The sequence below is a fragment of the Streptomyces sp. NBC_01551 genome (assembly GCF_026339935.1).
Classification (GTDB): domain Bacteria; phylum Actinomycetota; class Actinomycetes; order Streptomycetales; family Streptomycetaceae; genus Streptomyces.
In genome coordinates this window covers 3,342,637-3,357,151 of record NZ_JAPEPX010000001.1, presented here as the reverse complement: position 1 = coordinate 3,357,151, position 14,515 = coordinate 3,342,637, and the positions used below count along the sequence as shown (strand labels likewise).

Here is a 14,515-nt window from a genome sequence, read left to right as displayed (position 1 = left end):
GCCGCCCGGCCGGTGCTCGTCCTCAACGGCCCCAACCTGGGCCGGCTCGGCTCGCGCGAACCGGGGATCTACGGGACCACCACGTACGCCGGGCTCGTCGAGGAGTGCCGGGCCCTGGGCAAGGAACTCGGGCTCGACGTGGACGTGCGCCAGACCGACGACGAGGGGCAGCTGGTGCGCTGGCTCCACGAGGCCGCCGACCGCGAGCTGCCCGTCGTACTGAACCCGGCGGCCTTCACCCACTACTCGTACGCGGTCCGGGACGCGGTGGCGCAGCGCACGGCCCCGCTGATCGAGGTCCACCTCTCCCAGCCGCACGCCCGCGAGGCGTTCCGGCACCACTCGGTGGTCTCCGCCGTCGCCAGCGGCACCGTCGCCGGGCTGGGCATCGGGTCGTACCGGCTGGCCCTGCACGCGATCGCCGCCGGCTGACACCCGCGCGCGCCCGTGCGCACCCCCAGGCACCCCCGGGTGCACTCACCGCAGGAGAACAGGCTATGACGGCAGTACAGTTCGGCATCTTCACGATCGGGGACGTCACGGTCGATCCGGTCAGCGGCCGCAGGCCGACCGAGAACGAGCGCATTCGCATGATGACCGCGATGGCCCTGAAGGCGGAGGAGGTCGGACTCGACGTCTTCGCGACCGGCGAGCACCACAACCCGCCGTTCGTGCCCTCGGCCCCGCCGGTGCTGCTCGCGAACATCGCGGCGCGCACGCAGAGGCTGCTCCTCTCCACCTCCACGACGCTGATCACCACCAACGACCCGGTGAAGGTCGCCGAGGACTACGCGCTGCTCCAGCACCTGGCCGAGGGCCGGCTGGACCTGATGACGGGCCGCGGCAACACCCCGTCCGTCTACCCGTGGTTCGGCCAGGACCACCGCGACGCGATCCCGCTCGCCGCCGAGAACTACGGGCTCCTCCACACCCTGTGGAGGAGGGAGCGGGTGACCTGGCAGGGCGAGTTCCGCACGCCGCTCCAGAACTTCACGTCCACGCCGCGCCCGCTGGACGGCGTGCCGCCGTTCGTCTGGCACGGCTCCGTGCGCTCGCCGGAGGTCGCCGAGAAGGCCGCCTTCTACGGGGACGGGTTCTTCGTCAACAACATCTTCGCGCCCACCGGCCACTACAAGCCGCTCGTCGAGTACTACCGGGAGCGGTTCGCGCACCACGGGCACGGCACCCCGGAGCAGGCGATCGTGGGCCTGGGCGGCCAGACGTTCATCAAGCCCCGCTCGCAGGACGCGATCAACGGGTTCCGCCCGTACTACAACAACTCCCCCGTCTACGGGGGCGGTCCCGCCCTGGAGGACGTCGCCGCGCGGACGCCGCTGACCGTCGGCAGTCCGCAGCACGCCATCGAGAAGACGCTGGAGTTCCGGGAGATCTACGGGGACTACCAGCGCCAGCTGTTCCACGTGGACCACGGCGGGATGCCGCTGGAGGCCGCGCTGGAGCAGATCGAGATCCTGGGCACCGAGGTGGTGCCGGTGCTGCGCAAGGAGATGGAGTCCGTGCGCCGCCCCGGCGTCCCCGACGCCCCCGTCCACCCGGCGGTGGCACGGGACTGAGGCCCCGGCTTCGGGCCGGTCCGGGTGCCGGGGGGCATCCGGACCGGCCCGAGCCGGCGGTCAGGAGAGGTCAGGAGAGCAGCTTCTGCTTGGCCTGCTGGAACTCCTCCTCGGTGAGCACGCCCTTGGCCTTGAGCTCCGAGAGCCGCTCCAGGTCGTCGGCCGCGGTGCCCGTCTTGGCCGTCTCCCGGATGTAGGAGTTGAAGGCCTGCTGCTGTTCCTGCGCGTGCTTGAACTCCCGCTTGCCCATGTCCCGGCCCCGGGCGATCACGTAGACCAGAGCGCCGAGGAACGGGATGAGGATGATGAACAGGAGCCAGAGGGCCTTGAGCCAGCCGTTCATCTCGTGGTCCCGGAAGATGTCCACGATGATCCGGAACAGCAGGATCAACCACAGAACCCAGAGGAAGATCCACATCACGGTCCAGAACGCACCCAGTACCGGGTAGTCGTAGGCCAGGTTGACCGAACCATTCATCGCTGCACTCCTGCCGCTCGTTTCCTCGCTTGGGTGTCAGCCGACGTGATCACCATGGCAGCGAGCCCCCAAGATCGCCACTGGGAGCCGGACCGCCGTGACACGCCCCCCCCGTACGCCCCACCACCCCCACCGACGGCCCCAGCCTCTTGCGCCACTCCGCGGAAGCATTCCGTTAAATAGGCTCTGACCTGCGCGAACACGGACCGCACCGGACTGCGTACGGAACGCCCCCGGGTACGGCGCGGCGCGGCCGGGTATATCCCCCAGGACAGCGCAACGACGGCCCCACGGCCGGGACCCTCCGCCGGAGGAGCGCAGAGCGATGAACCGTACAGACCTCACAGCCGTCGACACGCAGGAGGCCAGGGCCCTCTCCACCGCCCTGTTCACCCGCCTCGCGCAGCTGCACGAGGGCACCGCGGAGTACTCGTACGTCCGCAACACCCTCGTCGAGCTCAACCTGAGCCTGGTGCGCTACGCCGCCCGCAGGTTCCGCGCCCGCAGCGAGCCGATGGAGGACATCGTCCAGGTCGGGACGATCGGCCTGATCAAGGCCATCAACCGGTTCGACCCCGGCCGCGGGGTGGAATTCACGACCTTCGCGATGCCCACCATCACCGGCGAGATCAAGAGGTTCTTCCGCGACACCAGCTGGGCCGTCAAGGTCCCCCGCAGACTCCAGGAGCTGCGGATCGACGCCGCCAAGGCGCACGACGCCCTGGAGCAGGACCTCGGCCGCCCGCCCTCGGACACCGAGCTGGCCGGCCGGCTGCACGTGAGCCCCGAGGAACTCGCCGAGGGGCAGAAGGCGGCGCACGGGTACTCGGCGCGTTCCCTGGACGCACCGGCCCAGGACGACGGCGACCTCGCCTCCTACGCGGGCGCGCCCGCCATCGGCGAGGAGGAGCCCGCGTACGACAAGATCGAGTGCCTGGAGTCCCTCAAGCCGATCCTGGCCGAACTGCCGGACCGCGAACGCACCCTGCTCTCGCTGCGGTTCGGGCAGGAGCTGACGCAGGCCGAGATCGGCGACCGGCTGGGCCTGTCCCAGATGCACGTCTCCCGGCTGCTCAACCGCACCCTGGCCCGGCTGCGCACCGGCCTGCTCACCGATCCGGAACACGAGGACGCGGACGAGCACGTCACGGAAACGGCCTGACGGGCGCGGGGGGCGGGGGCCGGGGCCGGGGGCTCACCAGCGGGGGCGGCCGGCGCGTCGTCCGAGTGCGCGGGCCCTCCCCGCGGCTCCCCTGTGGCCGCGGGGAGAAGCCGGCGCGACTCCTTCGCGACGCTAGGACGGCCGGATCCGTCCCGCCAACCGGGATCCCCGGATCCGTCAGGTCGCCGCGCGGCCCGGCCGCCCCGGCGTCCACATGCTGGACAATTACCCTCAGGATATGAACGCAGAAGCCGCTGACGCCCTCGCCGCCGTCAAAGACGCCGACCGCAAGCACGTCTTCCACTCCTGGTCGGCTCAGGAGCTCATCGACCCGCTCGCCGTGGCCGGGGCCGAGGGCTCGTACTTCTGGGACTACGAGGGCAAGCGCTACCTCGATTTCTCCAGCGCCCTCGTCTACACGAACATCGGCTACCAGCACCCCAAGGTGGCCGCGGCCATCGCGGAGCAGGCCGCCAAGCTGTGCACCGTCGCCCCCGGCTTCGCCGTGGACGTCCGCTCCGAGGCCGCCCGTCTGATCGCCGAGCGCACCCCCGGCGACCTGGACAAGATCTTCTTCACCAACGCCGGCGCCGAGGCCGTCGAGAACGCCGTCCGCATGGCGCGCCTGCACACCGGCCGTCCCAAGGTGCTGTCCACGTACCGCTCGTACCACGGCGCCACCTCCACCGCGATCAACCTGACCGGTGACGCCCGCCGCTTCGGCAACGACACCGCGACCGCCGGGGTCGTGCACTTCTGGGGCCCGTACCTCTACCGCTCGCCCTTCCACTCGGCCAACGAAGCCGAGGAATGCGCCCGCGCCCTGCGCCACCTCGAGGACACCATCGTCTTCGAGGGCCCGCAGTCCATCGCCGCGATCATCCTGGAGACCGTCGGCGGCGCTCCCGGCGTGCTCGTGCCGCCGGCCGGCTACCTCGCCGGGGTCCGCGAACTCTGCGACCGCTTCGGGATCGTCTTCGTCCTGGACGAGATCATGGTCGGCTTCGGGCGGACCGGCACCTGGTTCGCCGCCGACAACTGGGAGGTCACCCCCGACCTCATCTGCTTCGCCAAGGGCGTGACCAGCGGATACGTCCCGCTCGGCGGCGTCGCCATCTCGGCCGCCATCGCCGAGACCTTCGCCCGGCGGCCCTACCCGGGCGGGCTGACGTACTCCGGGCACGTGCTGGCCTGCGCGGCCGCCGTCGCGACGATCAACGTCATGGAGGAGGAGGGCATCGTCGCCCAGTCCGCCCGCACCGGCGCGGAACTGCTGGGCCCGGGCCTGCGCGCGCTCGCCGAGCGCCACCCCTCGGTCGGCGAGGTCCGGGGGCTCGGCACCTTCTGGGCACTGGAACTCGTACGGAGCCGGGGGACGGGCGAGCCGCTCGTCCCGTACAACGCGGCGGGCGCCGACAACGCGCCGATGGCCGAGTTCGCGGCGGCCTGCAAGAAGGGCGGCCTGTGGCCGCTGGTCGCCGGCAACCGCCTCCACGTCGCCCCGGCCTGCAACATCACGCCGGAGGACGTCGCCAAGGGCCTCGCGATCCTCGACGAGGCCCTGACGGTCGCGGACGCGCACGCGCTCTGACCTGTATGAACGCACCGTCACCCAATCCGTGGGTGCCCGTCTTGGACGTTCCGCTCCATTCCGAACACCACGTGAACGTGCTGGAATCCGAGAGAGCACCTACGGACCGGGATGCACGTCAGTCCCGGGGCGGTCCTCCGTGACCGAACGGCGGGGAGCGGGCCGACCGCTGGACGCCGGGCGTACGGGATCCAGTCAGTCGGACTCCGTGTACCCGAAGGAAGACAGCCATGAGCAAGCACGTCCTGGCCCAGAACCAGTACGGCAAGGCCGAGAACCGCATCGTCAAGGTCACCCGCAAGGGCAACGACGGTTCCTGGCACGAGATCCGCGACCTCAACGTCTCCGTCGCCCTGCGCGGTGAGTTCCGCGACGTGCACCTGACCGGCGACAACGCCAACTGCCTGCCGACCGACACCACCAAGAACACGGTGTACGCCTTCGGCAAGGAGCACGGCATCGACTCGCCCGAGGCCTTCGGCATCCTGCTCGCCAAGCACTTCGTCTCCTCGCAGCAGCCGATCCGCGAGGCGCAGATCCGCATCGAGGAGTACGTCTGGGACCGCATCCCGGTCCCCACGCGCAAGGAGCAGCACTCCTTCGTCCGCAAGGGACAGGAGGTGCGCACCGCGCAGATCACCTACAGCGAGACGACCGGCCTCCAGGTCATCTCGGGGCTGAAGGACCTGACCGTGATGAACTCGACGAACTCCGAGTTCCACGGGTACATCAAGGACAAGTACACGACGCTCCAGGAGGCGTACGACCGCATCCTGGCGACCAAGGTCACCGCGCGCTGGGCGCACTCGGCGCTCGCCGCCGACGACTCCTCGTACGACTGGGACCAGGCGTACAAGAAGGTCCGCAAGAACATGCTGGAGGCGTTCGCGGAGACCTACTCCTACTCGCTCCAGCAGACCCTGAACCAGATGGCCGAGCGGGTGCTCGACCACTGCCCCAAGGTCAACGAGGTGCGCCTCAACCTGCCCAACAAGCACCACTTCCTCGTGGACCTGGAGCCCTTCGGCCTCAAGAACGACAACGAGGTGTACTTCGCGGCGGACCGGATGTACGGCCTGATCGAGGGCACCGTCCACCGCGACGGCGTGCGGCCGGTGATCGCGACGAGCGACTGGATCGTGGCCTAGGGAGTGTCGTCACAGCAGCGCCGGCCGCCTCACAGCTCCGGCTGTCCCAACTCCGGCTGTCCTACGAGGAGGTTCCACCGGCCGGCGCGCCCGCTGAGCGTGGTCACCGTCCCGGGCCGTACGTCGAGCCGCCAGAAGGCCGCCGCCGGCAGCTCCAGGGCGTGCACCACGGCCGCCCGTACGACGGCCTGCTCGACCACGACGCGGTGCGTGCCGGGGGCCAGCCCGGCCAGGTGCGCGCCGACCCGCGCGATCAGCGCGGCCGACGACTCCCCGCCCGGCGGCGCGTACGAGGGGTCCGTGAGCCAGCGCCGGACCGCCGCCGGGTCCTCGGACGCCACCTCCTCCAGGGTCCGGCCGGCCCAGGCACCGGTGTCCGGGCCGCGCAGCCCGTCGTGGCCCGGACACGGCTCCCCGTACCCGAACCGCCCCTCGCGGGCGGCGGGGCCGAGCGGCGGGGTGACGAGACGGACGCGCACGGAGGACGGACCCGGGGGTGGCGGTGCCGTCGGGGACTTCGAGGGCATCGGGGGCGTCGGGTTCGGGGATGACGGCGAGGACATGGGGGGAGCGTAGAGGGCGCGCGAAGGGCGCGCCCACGGCGTGAGACAGCGGACACACGCCGTGGTGTTCAAGCCATGCGCGCGGTACGGTCTCGGACGACATGACGAAGGCATGACGGAAGCACCGGTGAAACTCCGGCACGGTCGCGCCACTGTGAAACCTCCTGCACGCTGGGTAGAGAGGCAAGTCAGACCCGCCACCTTCGTCAAGAGCACCACTGACCGGGACGCGTGTTCCCTCTGGAGGTTCTGCCATGGCCCACTCCGCCGTGCCCACGACGGCTCCCGCCGCCATCGCCCCGATTTCCCTCTCCGCCCTCACCCCGTGGGCCGTCTTCGCCGCCGTCCTGACGCTGGTCCTGCTGTACTTCGTCGGCGTCGAGCAGGGCGCCACCGCGGTCTTCCAGGGCGAGACCATCCACGAGTGGCTGCACGACGGCCGCCACCTGCTCGGCTTCCCTTGCCACTGATCTCGCTCACGATCTCCCCGAGGGAAACCGAAAAGTGAACACCATTTCCCCCCGCGTACTGCTGGTGCGCGGCATGCTGGCCGGCCTGCTGGCCGGTGTCGCCGCGTTCCTCGTGGCGTATCTGCTGGGCGAGTCCAAGGTCGACGCTGCCATCGCGATCGAGGAGGCGGCCGCGGCCGTCGGCGGGCACGACCACGGCGAGGAGGCCCCGGTCAGCCGGGCCCTCCAGGCCACGGCCGGCCTCGGTACGGGCGTCCTGCTCTACGGCGTCGCGCTCGGCGGCATCGCCGCGCTCGTCTTCTGCTACGCCCTGGGCCGGATCGGCCGCTTCGGCCCGCGGGCCACGGCCGCCCTGGTAACCGGCGCCCTGTTCGTCACCGTCACGCTGGTGCCGTTCTTCAAGTACCCCGCCAACCCGCCGGCCGTGGGCGACCCGGACACGGCGACCCGGCGCACCGTCCTCTACCTGCTGATGATCGCCCTGAGCGTGCTGCTCGCCTCGGGCGCCCTGATCCTGGGCCGCCGCCTCGCCCCCAAGACGGGCAACTGGAACGCCTCGGTCATCGCGGCGCTCGCGTTCATCGCGGTGATCGGCGTCGCGTACGCGTTCCTGCCCGGCATCAACGAGGTCCCGGCTGACTTCCCGGCCGTCCTCATCTGGCAGTTCCGGCTCGCGTCCCTGGCCATCCAGGCCGCGCTCTGGACGACTTTCGGCCTCGCCTTCGGTTATCTAGCCGAACGTGCTCTTGTGCCCGGTGGCACCGCCAAGGAGGCTGTGCAGCCGACGGGTTGACGACAAGGGGCCGGAGCAGATGCAGACCGAGATCTCCGCATGGCGAGGCTGGACGGGCGCTGCCCCCTTCTGGCTGAACTCGGTCCTCCTGCTCCTGGCCCCTTTCACCGCCGCCACCCTGATCGCCCAGATCGGCGTCGTGGCGGCCCTGGCCGCACTCGGCGGCCTGGCCCGCCACCTCTGGTTCGGCGACTACGGCCACCCCGCGATGCACCTCGCCGCCGCCCTGATGGGGGCGGCCACGGTCGCCGTCGTCGTGGTGTGACGCCCACTCCCCTCAAGTGCCCTTGAACCGACCGCCCTCCCGCGACCGGCGAGAATGAGGGTTTCGGGCGATGTTCAGGGGCTGGTGTGGCGGCAGGGCAGGAGATACCCGAGGAGTACGTGGCGGGCTTCGTCCGGATCCTCGACTCGGTGGCGGCGACCGGCCGGCGGGCAGGGCGGGACGAACTCGACGACCGGCGCGCCTGCGGCGAGAAGGCCGCCGAGGCCGGATACGGGCTCCGCGCCCTGGTCGGCGCGCACCTCGCCGCGACCCGGGCGGCGCTCGGCGGGCGGATCACCCCCGACCACGTGATGGCCGCGGTGGAACAGGCCGTCGACGCCTTCGCCGAGGGCCACGAGCGGGCCCAGCGGCTGGCGGTGCGCCAGGAGGAGGCGGCCCGGCGGGAGTTCATCGACGACCTGCTGCTCGGCCGCAGCGACCTCGGCCGGCTCAGCGAACGCGCGGCCCGCTTCGGCCTGCACCTGGCGCACGCCCACGCGGTGGCCGTCGCGCGCGGACCGGAGCCGTACGAGGACACCGGCCGGGCCATCCGGCGCGTGGAGACGGCGCTGACCGGGCTGTTCGGCGACCGGTCGGTGCTCCTCGCCACCAAGGACGGGCTGCTCATCTGCGTCGCCTCGGGCGACCAGGATGACGTGCTGCGCGCCTTCGCGAAGCAGGCGTACGCGGCGGCCGGCGAACGCGGGCTCATCGCGATCGGCCGCCCGCACCCCGGCGCGGGCGGGGTGGTCACCTCGTACGAGGAAGCCCGCGGCGCCCTCGACCTCGCGGACCGGCTGGGGTTCGAGGGACCCGTGCTGCGCGCCGCCGACCTGCTGGTCTTCCCGGTACTGGCCCGGGACCGGGCCGCGATGGCCGATCTGGTGCTGAGCGTGCTGGGGCCGCTGCGCGCCGGACGCGGCGGGGCCCGCCCGCTGCTGGACACCCTGACCGCGTACTTCGACTCCGGTTGCGTCGGCGCCGAGGCGGCCCGGCGGCTGAACCTGAGCGTGCGGGCCCTGACGTACCGGCTGGAGCGCATCCACCGGCTGACGGGGACCGATCCGGGCGACCCCGTGCAGCGCTACACCCTCCAGACCGCGGTGATCGGCGCCCGCCTGCTGGACTGGCCCGAGCGCCCGTTGTAGCCGCCCCTCACCCGTTCGGCGGTACGCCCGCGATCCCTCGGGGCGGCACGCTCACACCCGCCGCGACCTGCCGAGACGTCGGACGCCGGGTACGACACACCGGTGACGTCCCCTCGGTCCCACGCGTTTGCCGATGTGCGGATGGGCAGAGGACGGTCCACTGCTCACAGGACCCGGCCGCCCGGGCCGGACGACCAGGAGGGAATGCCATGCCCCGCGCCAAGTGGGTCGTCGGTGGGCTGACGGTCACTCTGCTCTGCACCGGTGTAGGGATGTTGCGCGGCACGGAGGGAGCCGCGCCCACGGCCACCACCGCCGACGCGCTCCCCTCGCACGCGCTGGGCCTGTCCGGGCACCGGCGACTGGTCCGGCAGTTCGAGCAGGCCGGCGAGCACGCCCCCGGCAAGGGGGCCGGGCCCGCGCGGAGCGGGATCGCACCCCTGCGCTCGGCGCGGCCCCTGCGGTTGCGGATCCCGAGCCTGGGCGTGGACGTACCGCTGACCGGAACCGGAACCGGGGCCGGAGCGGGAGCCGGAGCGGGGACCGGAGCAGGGGCCGGTACCGGGGCCGGGGAGGCGGCGCTCGCGGAGGGGTCCGGCGTCATCTGGGACGCCGCCGGCCCGACGCCGGGAGCGGCCGGCATCGCCGTCGTCACCGGCAACGGGCTGCACCTCGCCGGGCTGCGACGCGGGGACACCATCGAGATCGCCCGCGCGGATCACCGTACGGCCGTGTTCACCGTGGAGCGCGTCTCGCCCGCCGGTGTCCCGGGTGCCCAGGCGGATCCGGGCGGGCCCGCTTCCGCGCCGGTGTCCTCGTCCCGGTCCCGGTCCAGGTCCGCGCCAGGTCAGCGGCGGGCCGGGCTGCGGCTGCTCGGCGGCGAGAGCGCCGTGCTGGCGCGGCTCACCGGCCGTCACCGCACCGGCTGACGGCGCGGTGCGCGGCGTCCCGCTGTCAGCCGAGGGGGGTGTCTTCCTCCCCCGGTCGGGGGACGAACACGGCCCGGGCGGCAAGTCCTGCGGCGCGGCGGGGCACAGAGCGGGCATGAGCGGCGCGCGGTATGCCCGGCAGACCCGGGCGGTGATGGCGAAGGCCCTGACGGTGGCCTGTGTCGTGCTGCTCTGCGTCTTCGGTGCCGGACCCGCCGCCACGACGGTCGCGGACTCCCGTCCGGCCTCCTCCACCGCCCCGGCCGAGCCCACCGAGAGCCCCTCCGATCCCGCCGCGGACCCCGAAGTGCGGGCCGCCGTACGGACGGTCGCGCGGGTGCTTCCGGGTGCGCGGCAACTGCCGCGGGCGGTGTTTCACGTGAAACACCCGAACGGGCCCACGCGGGTGGCCTCGTTCGGGACGGCCGAACCGGCGCTGTCCGGGCGGACGGTGCGGAGTGTGGTCCTGCGCTGCTGAGCGGGCCGAGCAGCAGCGCGCACCCCCCACACCCCCCTCGAACACGTGAGGTTCCGCCATGCCCATCGACCCGTACGCCGCCCTGAACGCGATGATCCGCGCCGAGGCCGCCCGCTTCACCCCGCAGGTCCGCAAGGCCGAAGCCCCGGCGGCGAACACCCCGGCCGCCCGCGAGTGCGAGCCGGGTGCCGACTCCAACGCCGAGTCCGGCTCGTCCGAGACGAGCGAACGCCGCCAGACCGCCCCCGCCGACTCGGCCGCGTAACCGCACACCGGGGCGGGAACCGGCCGCACGCCTCGGGCGTACGCCGGTTCCCGCCCGCCGGCGGTACGGAGCGGGCCCGGTCAGGGCTCGCGCGTGTGGAACCGGTAAAAGGCTCCCGCTCCGACGGCGGCGCCGACCACGAGGCCCATCGTGACGGAGCGGAGGATGGACTGCCCGGTGAGGCTGTACAGGTAGCCCATGGCGACGCCTCCGAAGGCTCCGTACGCGGCGGCGCGCAGCTCCGCGAGCATTTTGGTGCCCATCCGGTCGAGGCCGAACAGGCAGGCGGCGAAGAGCACGCCGCACAGGATGCCGTAGAAGACGTTGGCCACGGTGACCGGACCCTTGTCGCGCTCGAGGAAGGCGGCCCAGAGCCCGTAGAAGAGTCCGAGGACCAGCGGGCCCGCGAAGGAGAAGACGTTCACGTGCTTCGCGTTGTCCGTCAACGACTGCCGGTACCGCTGCGAGGCGGTGGGTGCCGCATGTGCCATGACGGGCTCCTCTCTCCCAGCCTCAAGAGCACACCCGTCGCCCCCGACCGGCAACTGGATCATCCCCCTGGCCCGCCGGGTCCGGGGGCGACGCGGGGGCGGGACGGAGCGAGGCGGGGGCGGGATTGGGCGAGGCGGGGGCGCGCCGGGGCGCCACCCGCCCGCAGCAACACCGCTCGCGCCCGGCGCCCGGCCGCCTTTCCCTGGTGACGTGCGCACCTTCCTGTCGGCGGTACTCATCACGCTCGTGGCCCTCCTCGTGCCCGCGAGCGCCGTCGCGTACTGGGCCGACCGTGAGCTGGGAAACGCCGACCGCTACACCGCCGCCATGGCCCCGCTCGCCGGGAACCCGGCCGTGCAGGGCGTCGTCGTCACCCAGGTCACCCGCGGGCTCTCCGGGCAGATCGACGCGGGCCCCTTCCAGGGCGGGGTGGACGCCCTGCTCGGCGAGGCCCTGCGCTCCTTCGCCGGGACGCCCGCCTACCGCACCGCCTGGGACGCGGCCAACCGCGCCGCGCACGCCGCGTTCCTCAACGCGCTCACCACCGGCCACGGGGACGCCGTCAGCATCGACCTCGCGCCCGTCATAGCCCAGGTCAAGGGGGAGCTCGTCGCCGACGAGGTGCCCTTCGCCGACCGCATCCCGGTGAGCCACCTCTCGGTCAAGGTCATGGAGTACGACGACCTCGGCGCGCTCCGGAAGGGTTTCCGCATGCTCCAGGTCTCCGGTGTCTGGCTTCCCGCGCTGACCGTGGTGCTGGCCGCGGCGGCGATCGCCGTCGCCGTCCGGCGCCGCCGGGCCGTGATCGCCACCGGGCTCGGCGTCGCCGCCGGCGCCGTCCTGCTGTGGATCGCGGTGTACGTGTGCCGCCGGCTCACCCTCGACGACCTGCCGGCCGACATCGATCCGCGGGCGGCCGAGGCGGTGTACGACGCCCTGACCGCGTTCCTGCGCACCACCGCCTGGGTGATCCTCGCCATCGGCCTCGCGGCCGCCCTTGCCGCATGGGTTGTCGGCCGGGTGCGCCGCACCCCATAAGCTCGGAACGTACCGAGAACTCCGCACTACACCCCAGAAGAACCGATTCGCGAGCGGCGGCACGGAAACGGGAATGACCACCGAACGACGCACCGAGCACATACCGTCCGGGCGACCCCGGCACCCCGCACTCGCCCCGCCCGCCTGGCTCCTCAAAGGACTGCGGCCGAGCAGTGCCCCGGTCCCGTGGGCGGCCGCGGCGCGGGCCGGCATCGCGCTGGCCGCCCCGCTGGCCGTCGGCTTCGCCCTGGACGAGCCCGAGTACGGGGCGCTCGTCTCCATGGGCGCCCTGTCCGGGGTGATCGGCGACACCGCCGACGCCTACCGGATGCGGGTCCTGAACATCGCCGTGCCGCAGCTCTTCGGCGCGGTCGGCGTCGCCCTCGGCACCCTGGTGTTCGGCCACGGCTGGGTCGCCGTCGGTGTCCTCACCCTGGTCGCCCTCGTCTCCGGGATGATCTCCTCGATCGGCACGGTCGCCTCCGTGTCCGGGCTGCTGCTCCTGCTCAACGCCGTCGTCGGCGCCGGGCTGCCGCTGCCGCGGCCCTGGTGGACCGCGCCGCTGCTGCTCGGCGCGGGCGGCCTGTTCGTCCTCGCGCTGAGCCTGCTGGGCTGGCCGCTGCGCGGCAGACAGCCCGAGCGGGCCGCCGTCGCCGCCACCTACCGGGCACTCGCCGACACCCTGGCGGCCGCCGGCGGCCCCGGGTACGAGGAGTGTCGCCAACAGGTCACCCACGCCCTCAACCAGGCCTACGACCTGGTGCTCGGCCGCCGCGCCCGGGTGCACGGCCGCAGCCCGTCCCTGGTGCGGATGCTGGCCCAGCTCAACGTGGTGATCCCGCTGGTGGAGGCCGCGCCCGCCGCGCACCTGCGGGGCCGGCCGCTGCCGCCGCAGATCCCGGCCGCGGTGCGGGAGCTGGCGGTGGCCGTGGAGGAGGGCCGCACCGGGACGCCCGCGCTGTCGCTGCCCCCGGCGCACAGCCCGTCCGAGCGCGCCATCGACGCCGCGCTGCGGCACGCCGCGACCATCGTGCTGCTGCCCGAGCCGGACCTGCACAACGTGGACGACCGGCTCGGCCGGCCCGCCGCGCTGGGGGTGCGGGCCCGGCGGGCCGTGCGCGACATGATGCTGTCCGGGGCGTCCTGGCGGTACGGGCTGCGGCTCGCGCTGTGCATCGGGCTGGCGCAGATCCTGGTCTCGGTGGTGGAGCTCGAACGGTCCTACTGGGTGGCGCTGACGGTCACCTTCGTCCTCAAGCCCGACTTCGGCTCGGTGTTCTCGCGGGCCCTGCTGCGTGCGCTGGGCACGGCGGGCGGGCTGGTCGTCGCGGCCGCCGTCCTCGCCGAGGTGCCGCGCGGCTGGTGGGACGTCCCGGTGATGGTGGTGCTCGGCGCGCTGATCCCCGTGTTCTCCGTGAAGGGGTACGCCTTCCAGACCGCCGCGATCACCCCGGTGATCCTGCTGCTCTCGGACCAGCTCAACCACCAGGGCTTCGACCTGATCCGGCCCCGGCTGCTGGACAGTCTGATCGGCTGCGCCATCACCCTGATCGCGGGCTACCTGCTGTGGCCGGAAAGCTGGCGCACCCGGATCGGGGACCGGCTCGCCGACACCGTGGACGACGCCGCCCGGTACGTGGAGCGGGCGTTCGGCGGGGTGACCCCCGACACGGAGGGCGGACGGCAGGCGGCGCGGACGGCGCGGCTCCAGGCCCGGCGCCGGATCTACCGGGACCTGTCGGGCGTACGGAGCGAGTTCCAGCGGGCCCTGACCGAACCGCCCCCGACGGGGGCGCGGGCCGCCGCGTGGTGGCCGCTGGTGGTGGCCGTCGAGCGGATCGTGGACGCGACGACGGCCGCCCGGGTCCGGGTCAACCACGGGGCCGAGGCACCCGGCCCCGGCGAGGTGAGCGCCGCCGTCACCGAGCTGCACGGCCTGGCGGAAGGCGTGCGCAGCAGCCGGACCCCGGCAGCCGTCCGCACCCCGCCCGCGGGCGGCGGGGACGAGGACCCCGCCTCGGTGCTGGCCCCGGTGCGCCAGGAGATCGCGGCGGCCCGCGCGATCGCCGCCCCTTCCCCCGAACGGCCCTGAGCCCGGGCCCGCCGGCCCGGGGCGGGAGA

17 protein-coding genes are annotated in these 14,515 nt (G+C 73.0%); 14 read left to right on the top strand and 3 right to left on the bottom strand.

Annotated elements, in window-relative coordinates:
• Positions 1 to 12: 12 nt before the first annotated feature.
• Together aroQ and OG982_RS15020 are read left to right on the top strand one after the other, a co-directional pair.
• Entirely contained in the window at positions 13 to 432 is a 420-nt protein-coding gene (gene aroQ, locus OG982_RS30985) for a type II 3-dehydroquinate dehydratase (RefSeq protein WP_323139295.1), read from the top strand.
• 65 nt (positions 433 to 497) lie between these two features.
• On the top strand, positions 498 to 1,574 hold the full coding sequence (locus OG982_RS15020; protein ID WP_266786649.1) for a CE1758 family FMN-dependent luciferase-like monooxygenase: 1,077 nt from the start codon (positions 498 to 500) through the stop codon (positions 1,572 to 1,574).
• Between the two features lie 70 nt (positions 1,575 to 1,644).
• Here OG982_RS15020 and OG982_RS15015 read toward each other — a convergent pair whose 3' ends face one another.
• Positions 1,645 to 2,052, bottom strand: a complete 408-nt coding sequence (locus OG982_RS15015; RefSeq protein WP_266786650.1) for an SHOCT domain-containing protein — start codon at positions 2,050 to 2,052, stop codon at positions 1,645 to 1,647.
• 325 nt (positions 2,053 to 2,377) lie between these two features.
• Between OG982_RS15015 and OG982_RS15010 the strand changes: the two genes are divergently transcribed.
• The 3 genes from OG982_RS15010 (at position 2,378) to pucL (ending at position 5,953) form a co-directional block, all read left to right on the top strand.
• Positions 2,378 to 3,214 (top strand): SigB/SigF/SigG family RNA polymerase sigma factor, encoded by an 837-nt coding sequence (locus OG982_RS15010; RefSeq protein ID WP_266786651.1) that lies wholly within the window; start codon positions 2,378 to 2,380, stop codon positions 3,212 to 3,214.
• A gap of 238 nt (positions 3,215 to 3,452) precedes the next feature.
• Positions 3,453 to 4,805: an aspartate aminotransferase family protein gene (locus OG982_RS15005; protein WP_266786652.1), complete on the top strand. Its 1,353-nt coding sequence runs from the start codon at positions 3,453 to 3,455 to the stop codon at positions 4,803 to 4,805.
• A 230-nt stretch (positions 4,806 to 5,035) separates the two neighbouring features.
• Positions 5,036 to 5,953, top strand: a complete 918-nt coding sequence (gene pucL / locus OG982_RS15000; RefSeq protein WP_266786653.1) for a factor-independent urate hydroxylase — start codon at positions 5,036 to 5,038, stop codon at positions 5,951 to 5,953.
• 29 nt (positions 5,954 to 5,982) lie between these two features.
• Here pucL and OG982_RS14995 read toward each other — a convergent pair whose 3' ends face one another.
• The gene (locus OG982_RS14995; RefSeq protein ID WP_266786654.1) at positions 5,983 to 6,516 is read right to left on the bottom strand and encodes a histidine phosphatase family protein; all 534 of its coding nucleotides are present in this window, start codon (positions 6,514 to 6,516) and stop codon (positions 5,983 to 5,985) included.
• A gap of 254 nt (positions 6,517 to 6,770) precedes the next feature.
• Here OG982_RS14995 and OG982_RS14990 point away from each other — a divergent pair, with 254 nt between their 5' ends.
• From OG982_RS14990 to OG982_RS14960, 7 genes are all read left to right on the top strand, one after another.
• A complete protein-coding gene (locus tag OG982_RS14990) occupies positions 6,771 to 6,986 on the top strand; it encodes a CbtB-domain containing protein (protein ID WP_266786655.1) in 216 nt (71 codons plus the stop codon).
• Between the two features lie 34 nt (positions 6,987 to 7,020).
• Positions 7,021 to 7,779, top strand: a complete 759-nt coding sequence (locus OG982_RS14985) for a CbtA family protein (protein WP_266786656.1) — start codon at positions 7,021 to 7,023, stop codon at positions 7,777 to 7,779.
• A 19-nt stretch (positions 7,780 to 7,798) separates the two neighbouring features.
• Positions 7,799 to 8,044, top strand: a complete 246-nt coding sequence (locus OG982_RS14980) for a hypothetical protein (protein WP_266786657.1) — start codon at positions 7,799 to 7,801, stop codon at positions 8,042 to 8,044.
• An 86-nt stretch (positions 8,045 to 8,130) separates the two neighbouring features.
• Positions 8,131 to 9,192, top strand: coding sequence for a CdaR family transcriptional regulator (locus OG982_RS14975; RefSeq protein ID WP_266948691.1), 1,062 nt, complete (start codon positions 8,131 to 8,133; stop codon positions 9,190 to 9,192).
• Positions 9,193 to 9,401: 209 nt separating this feature from the next.
• Complete coding sequence (locus OG982_RS14970) at positions 9,402 to 10,121, top strand: class F sortase (protein WP_266948689.1); 720 nt, start codon at positions 9,402 to 9,404, stop codon at positions 10,119 to 10,121.
• A gap of 115 nt (positions 10,122 to 10,236) precedes the next feature.
• Positions 10,237 to 10,599 (top strand): hypothetical protein, encoded by a 363-nt coding sequence (locus OG982_RS14965; RefSeq protein WP_266786660.1) that lies wholly within the window; start codon positions 10,237 to 10,239, stop codon positions 10,597 to 10,599.
• Between the two features lie 58 nt (positions 10,600 to 10,657).
• Positions 10,658 to 10,864, top strand: coding sequence for a hypothetical protein (locus OG982_RS14960; RefSeq protein ID WP_266949999.1), 207 nt, complete (start codon positions 10,658 to 10,660; stop codon positions 10,862 to 10,864).
• A gap of 80 nt (positions 10,865 to 10,944) precedes the next feature.
• Here OG982_RS14960 and OG982_RS14955 read toward each other — a convergent pair whose 3' ends face one another.
• The gene (locus tag OG982_RS14955; protein ID WP_266948687.1) at positions 10,945 to 11,355 is read right to left on the bottom strand and encodes a hypothetical protein; all 411 of its coding nucleotides are present in this window, start codon (positions 11,353 to 11,355) and stop codon (positions 10,945 to 10,947) included.
• Between the two features lie 211 nt (positions 11,356 to 11,566).
• Between OG982_RS14955 and OG982_RS14950 the strand changes: the two genes are divergently transcribed.
• Positions 11,567 to 12,394, top strand: coding sequence for a hypothetical protein (locus OG982_RS14950; protein ID WP_266948686.1), 828 nt, complete (start codon positions 11,567 to 11,569; stop codon positions 12,392 to 12,394).
• Positions 12,395 to 12,467: 73 nt separating this feature from the next.
• Complete coding sequence (locus tag OG982_RS14945; RefSeq protein WP_266786663.1) at positions 12,468 to 14,486, top strand: FUSC family protein; 2,019 nt, start codon at positions 12,468 to 12,470, stop codon at positions 14,484 to 14,486.
• Positions 14,487 to 14,515 lie beyond the last annotated feature (29 nt).

Coding starts and splice junctions, on each gene's coding strand:
- OG982_RS14955 (WP_266948687.1), bottom strand. CDS start 11,355: ATGGCACATGCGGCACCCACCGCCTCGCAGCGGTACCGGCAGTCGTTG.
- pucL (WP_266786653.1), top strand. CDS start 5,036: ATGAGCAAGCACGTCCTGGCCCAGAACCAGTACGGCAAGGCCGAGAAC.
- OG982_RS14960 (WP_266949999.1), top strand. CDS start 10,658: ATGCCCATCGACCCGTACGCCGCCCTGAACGCGATGATCCGCGCCGAG.
- OG982_RS14980 (WP_266786657.1), top strand. CDS start 7,799: ATGCAGACCGAGATCTCCGCATGGCGAGGCTGGACGGGCGCTGCCCCC.
- OG982_RS15010 (WP_266786651.1), top strand. CDS start 2,378: ATGAACCGTACAGACCTCACAGCCGTCGACACGCAGGAGGCCAGGGCC.
- OG982_RS14970 (WP_266948689.1), top strand. CDS start 9,402: ATGCCCCGCGCCAAGTGGGTCGTCGGTGGGCTGACGGTCACTCTGCTC.
- OG982_RS14945 (WP_266786663.1), top strand. CDS start 12,468: ATGACCACCGAACGACGCACCGAGCACATACCGTCCGGGCGACCCCGG.
- OG982_RS15020 (WP_266786649.1), top strand. CDS start 498: ATGACGGCAGTACAGTTCGGCATCTTCACGATCGGGGACGTCACGGTC.
- OG982_RS14995 (WP_266786654.1), bottom strand. CDS start 6,516: ATGTCCTCGCCGTCATCCCCGAACCCGACGCCCCCGATGCCCTCGAAG.
- OG982_RS14965 (WP_266786660.1), top strand. CDS start 10,237: ATGAGCGGCGCGCGGTATGCCCGGCAGACCCGGGCGGTGATGGCGAAG.
- OG982_RS15005 (WP_266786652.1), top strand. CDS start 3,453: ATGAACGCAGAAGCCGCTGACGCCCTCGCCGCCGTCAAAGACGCCGAC.
- OG982_RS14990 (WP_266786655.1), top strand. CDS start 6,771: ATGGCCCACTCCGCCGTGCCCACGACGGCTCCCGCCGCCATCGCCCCG.
- OG982_RS15015 (WP_266786650.1), bottom strand. CDS start 2,052: ATGAATGGTTCGGTCAACCTGGCCTACGACTACCCGGTACTGGGTGCG.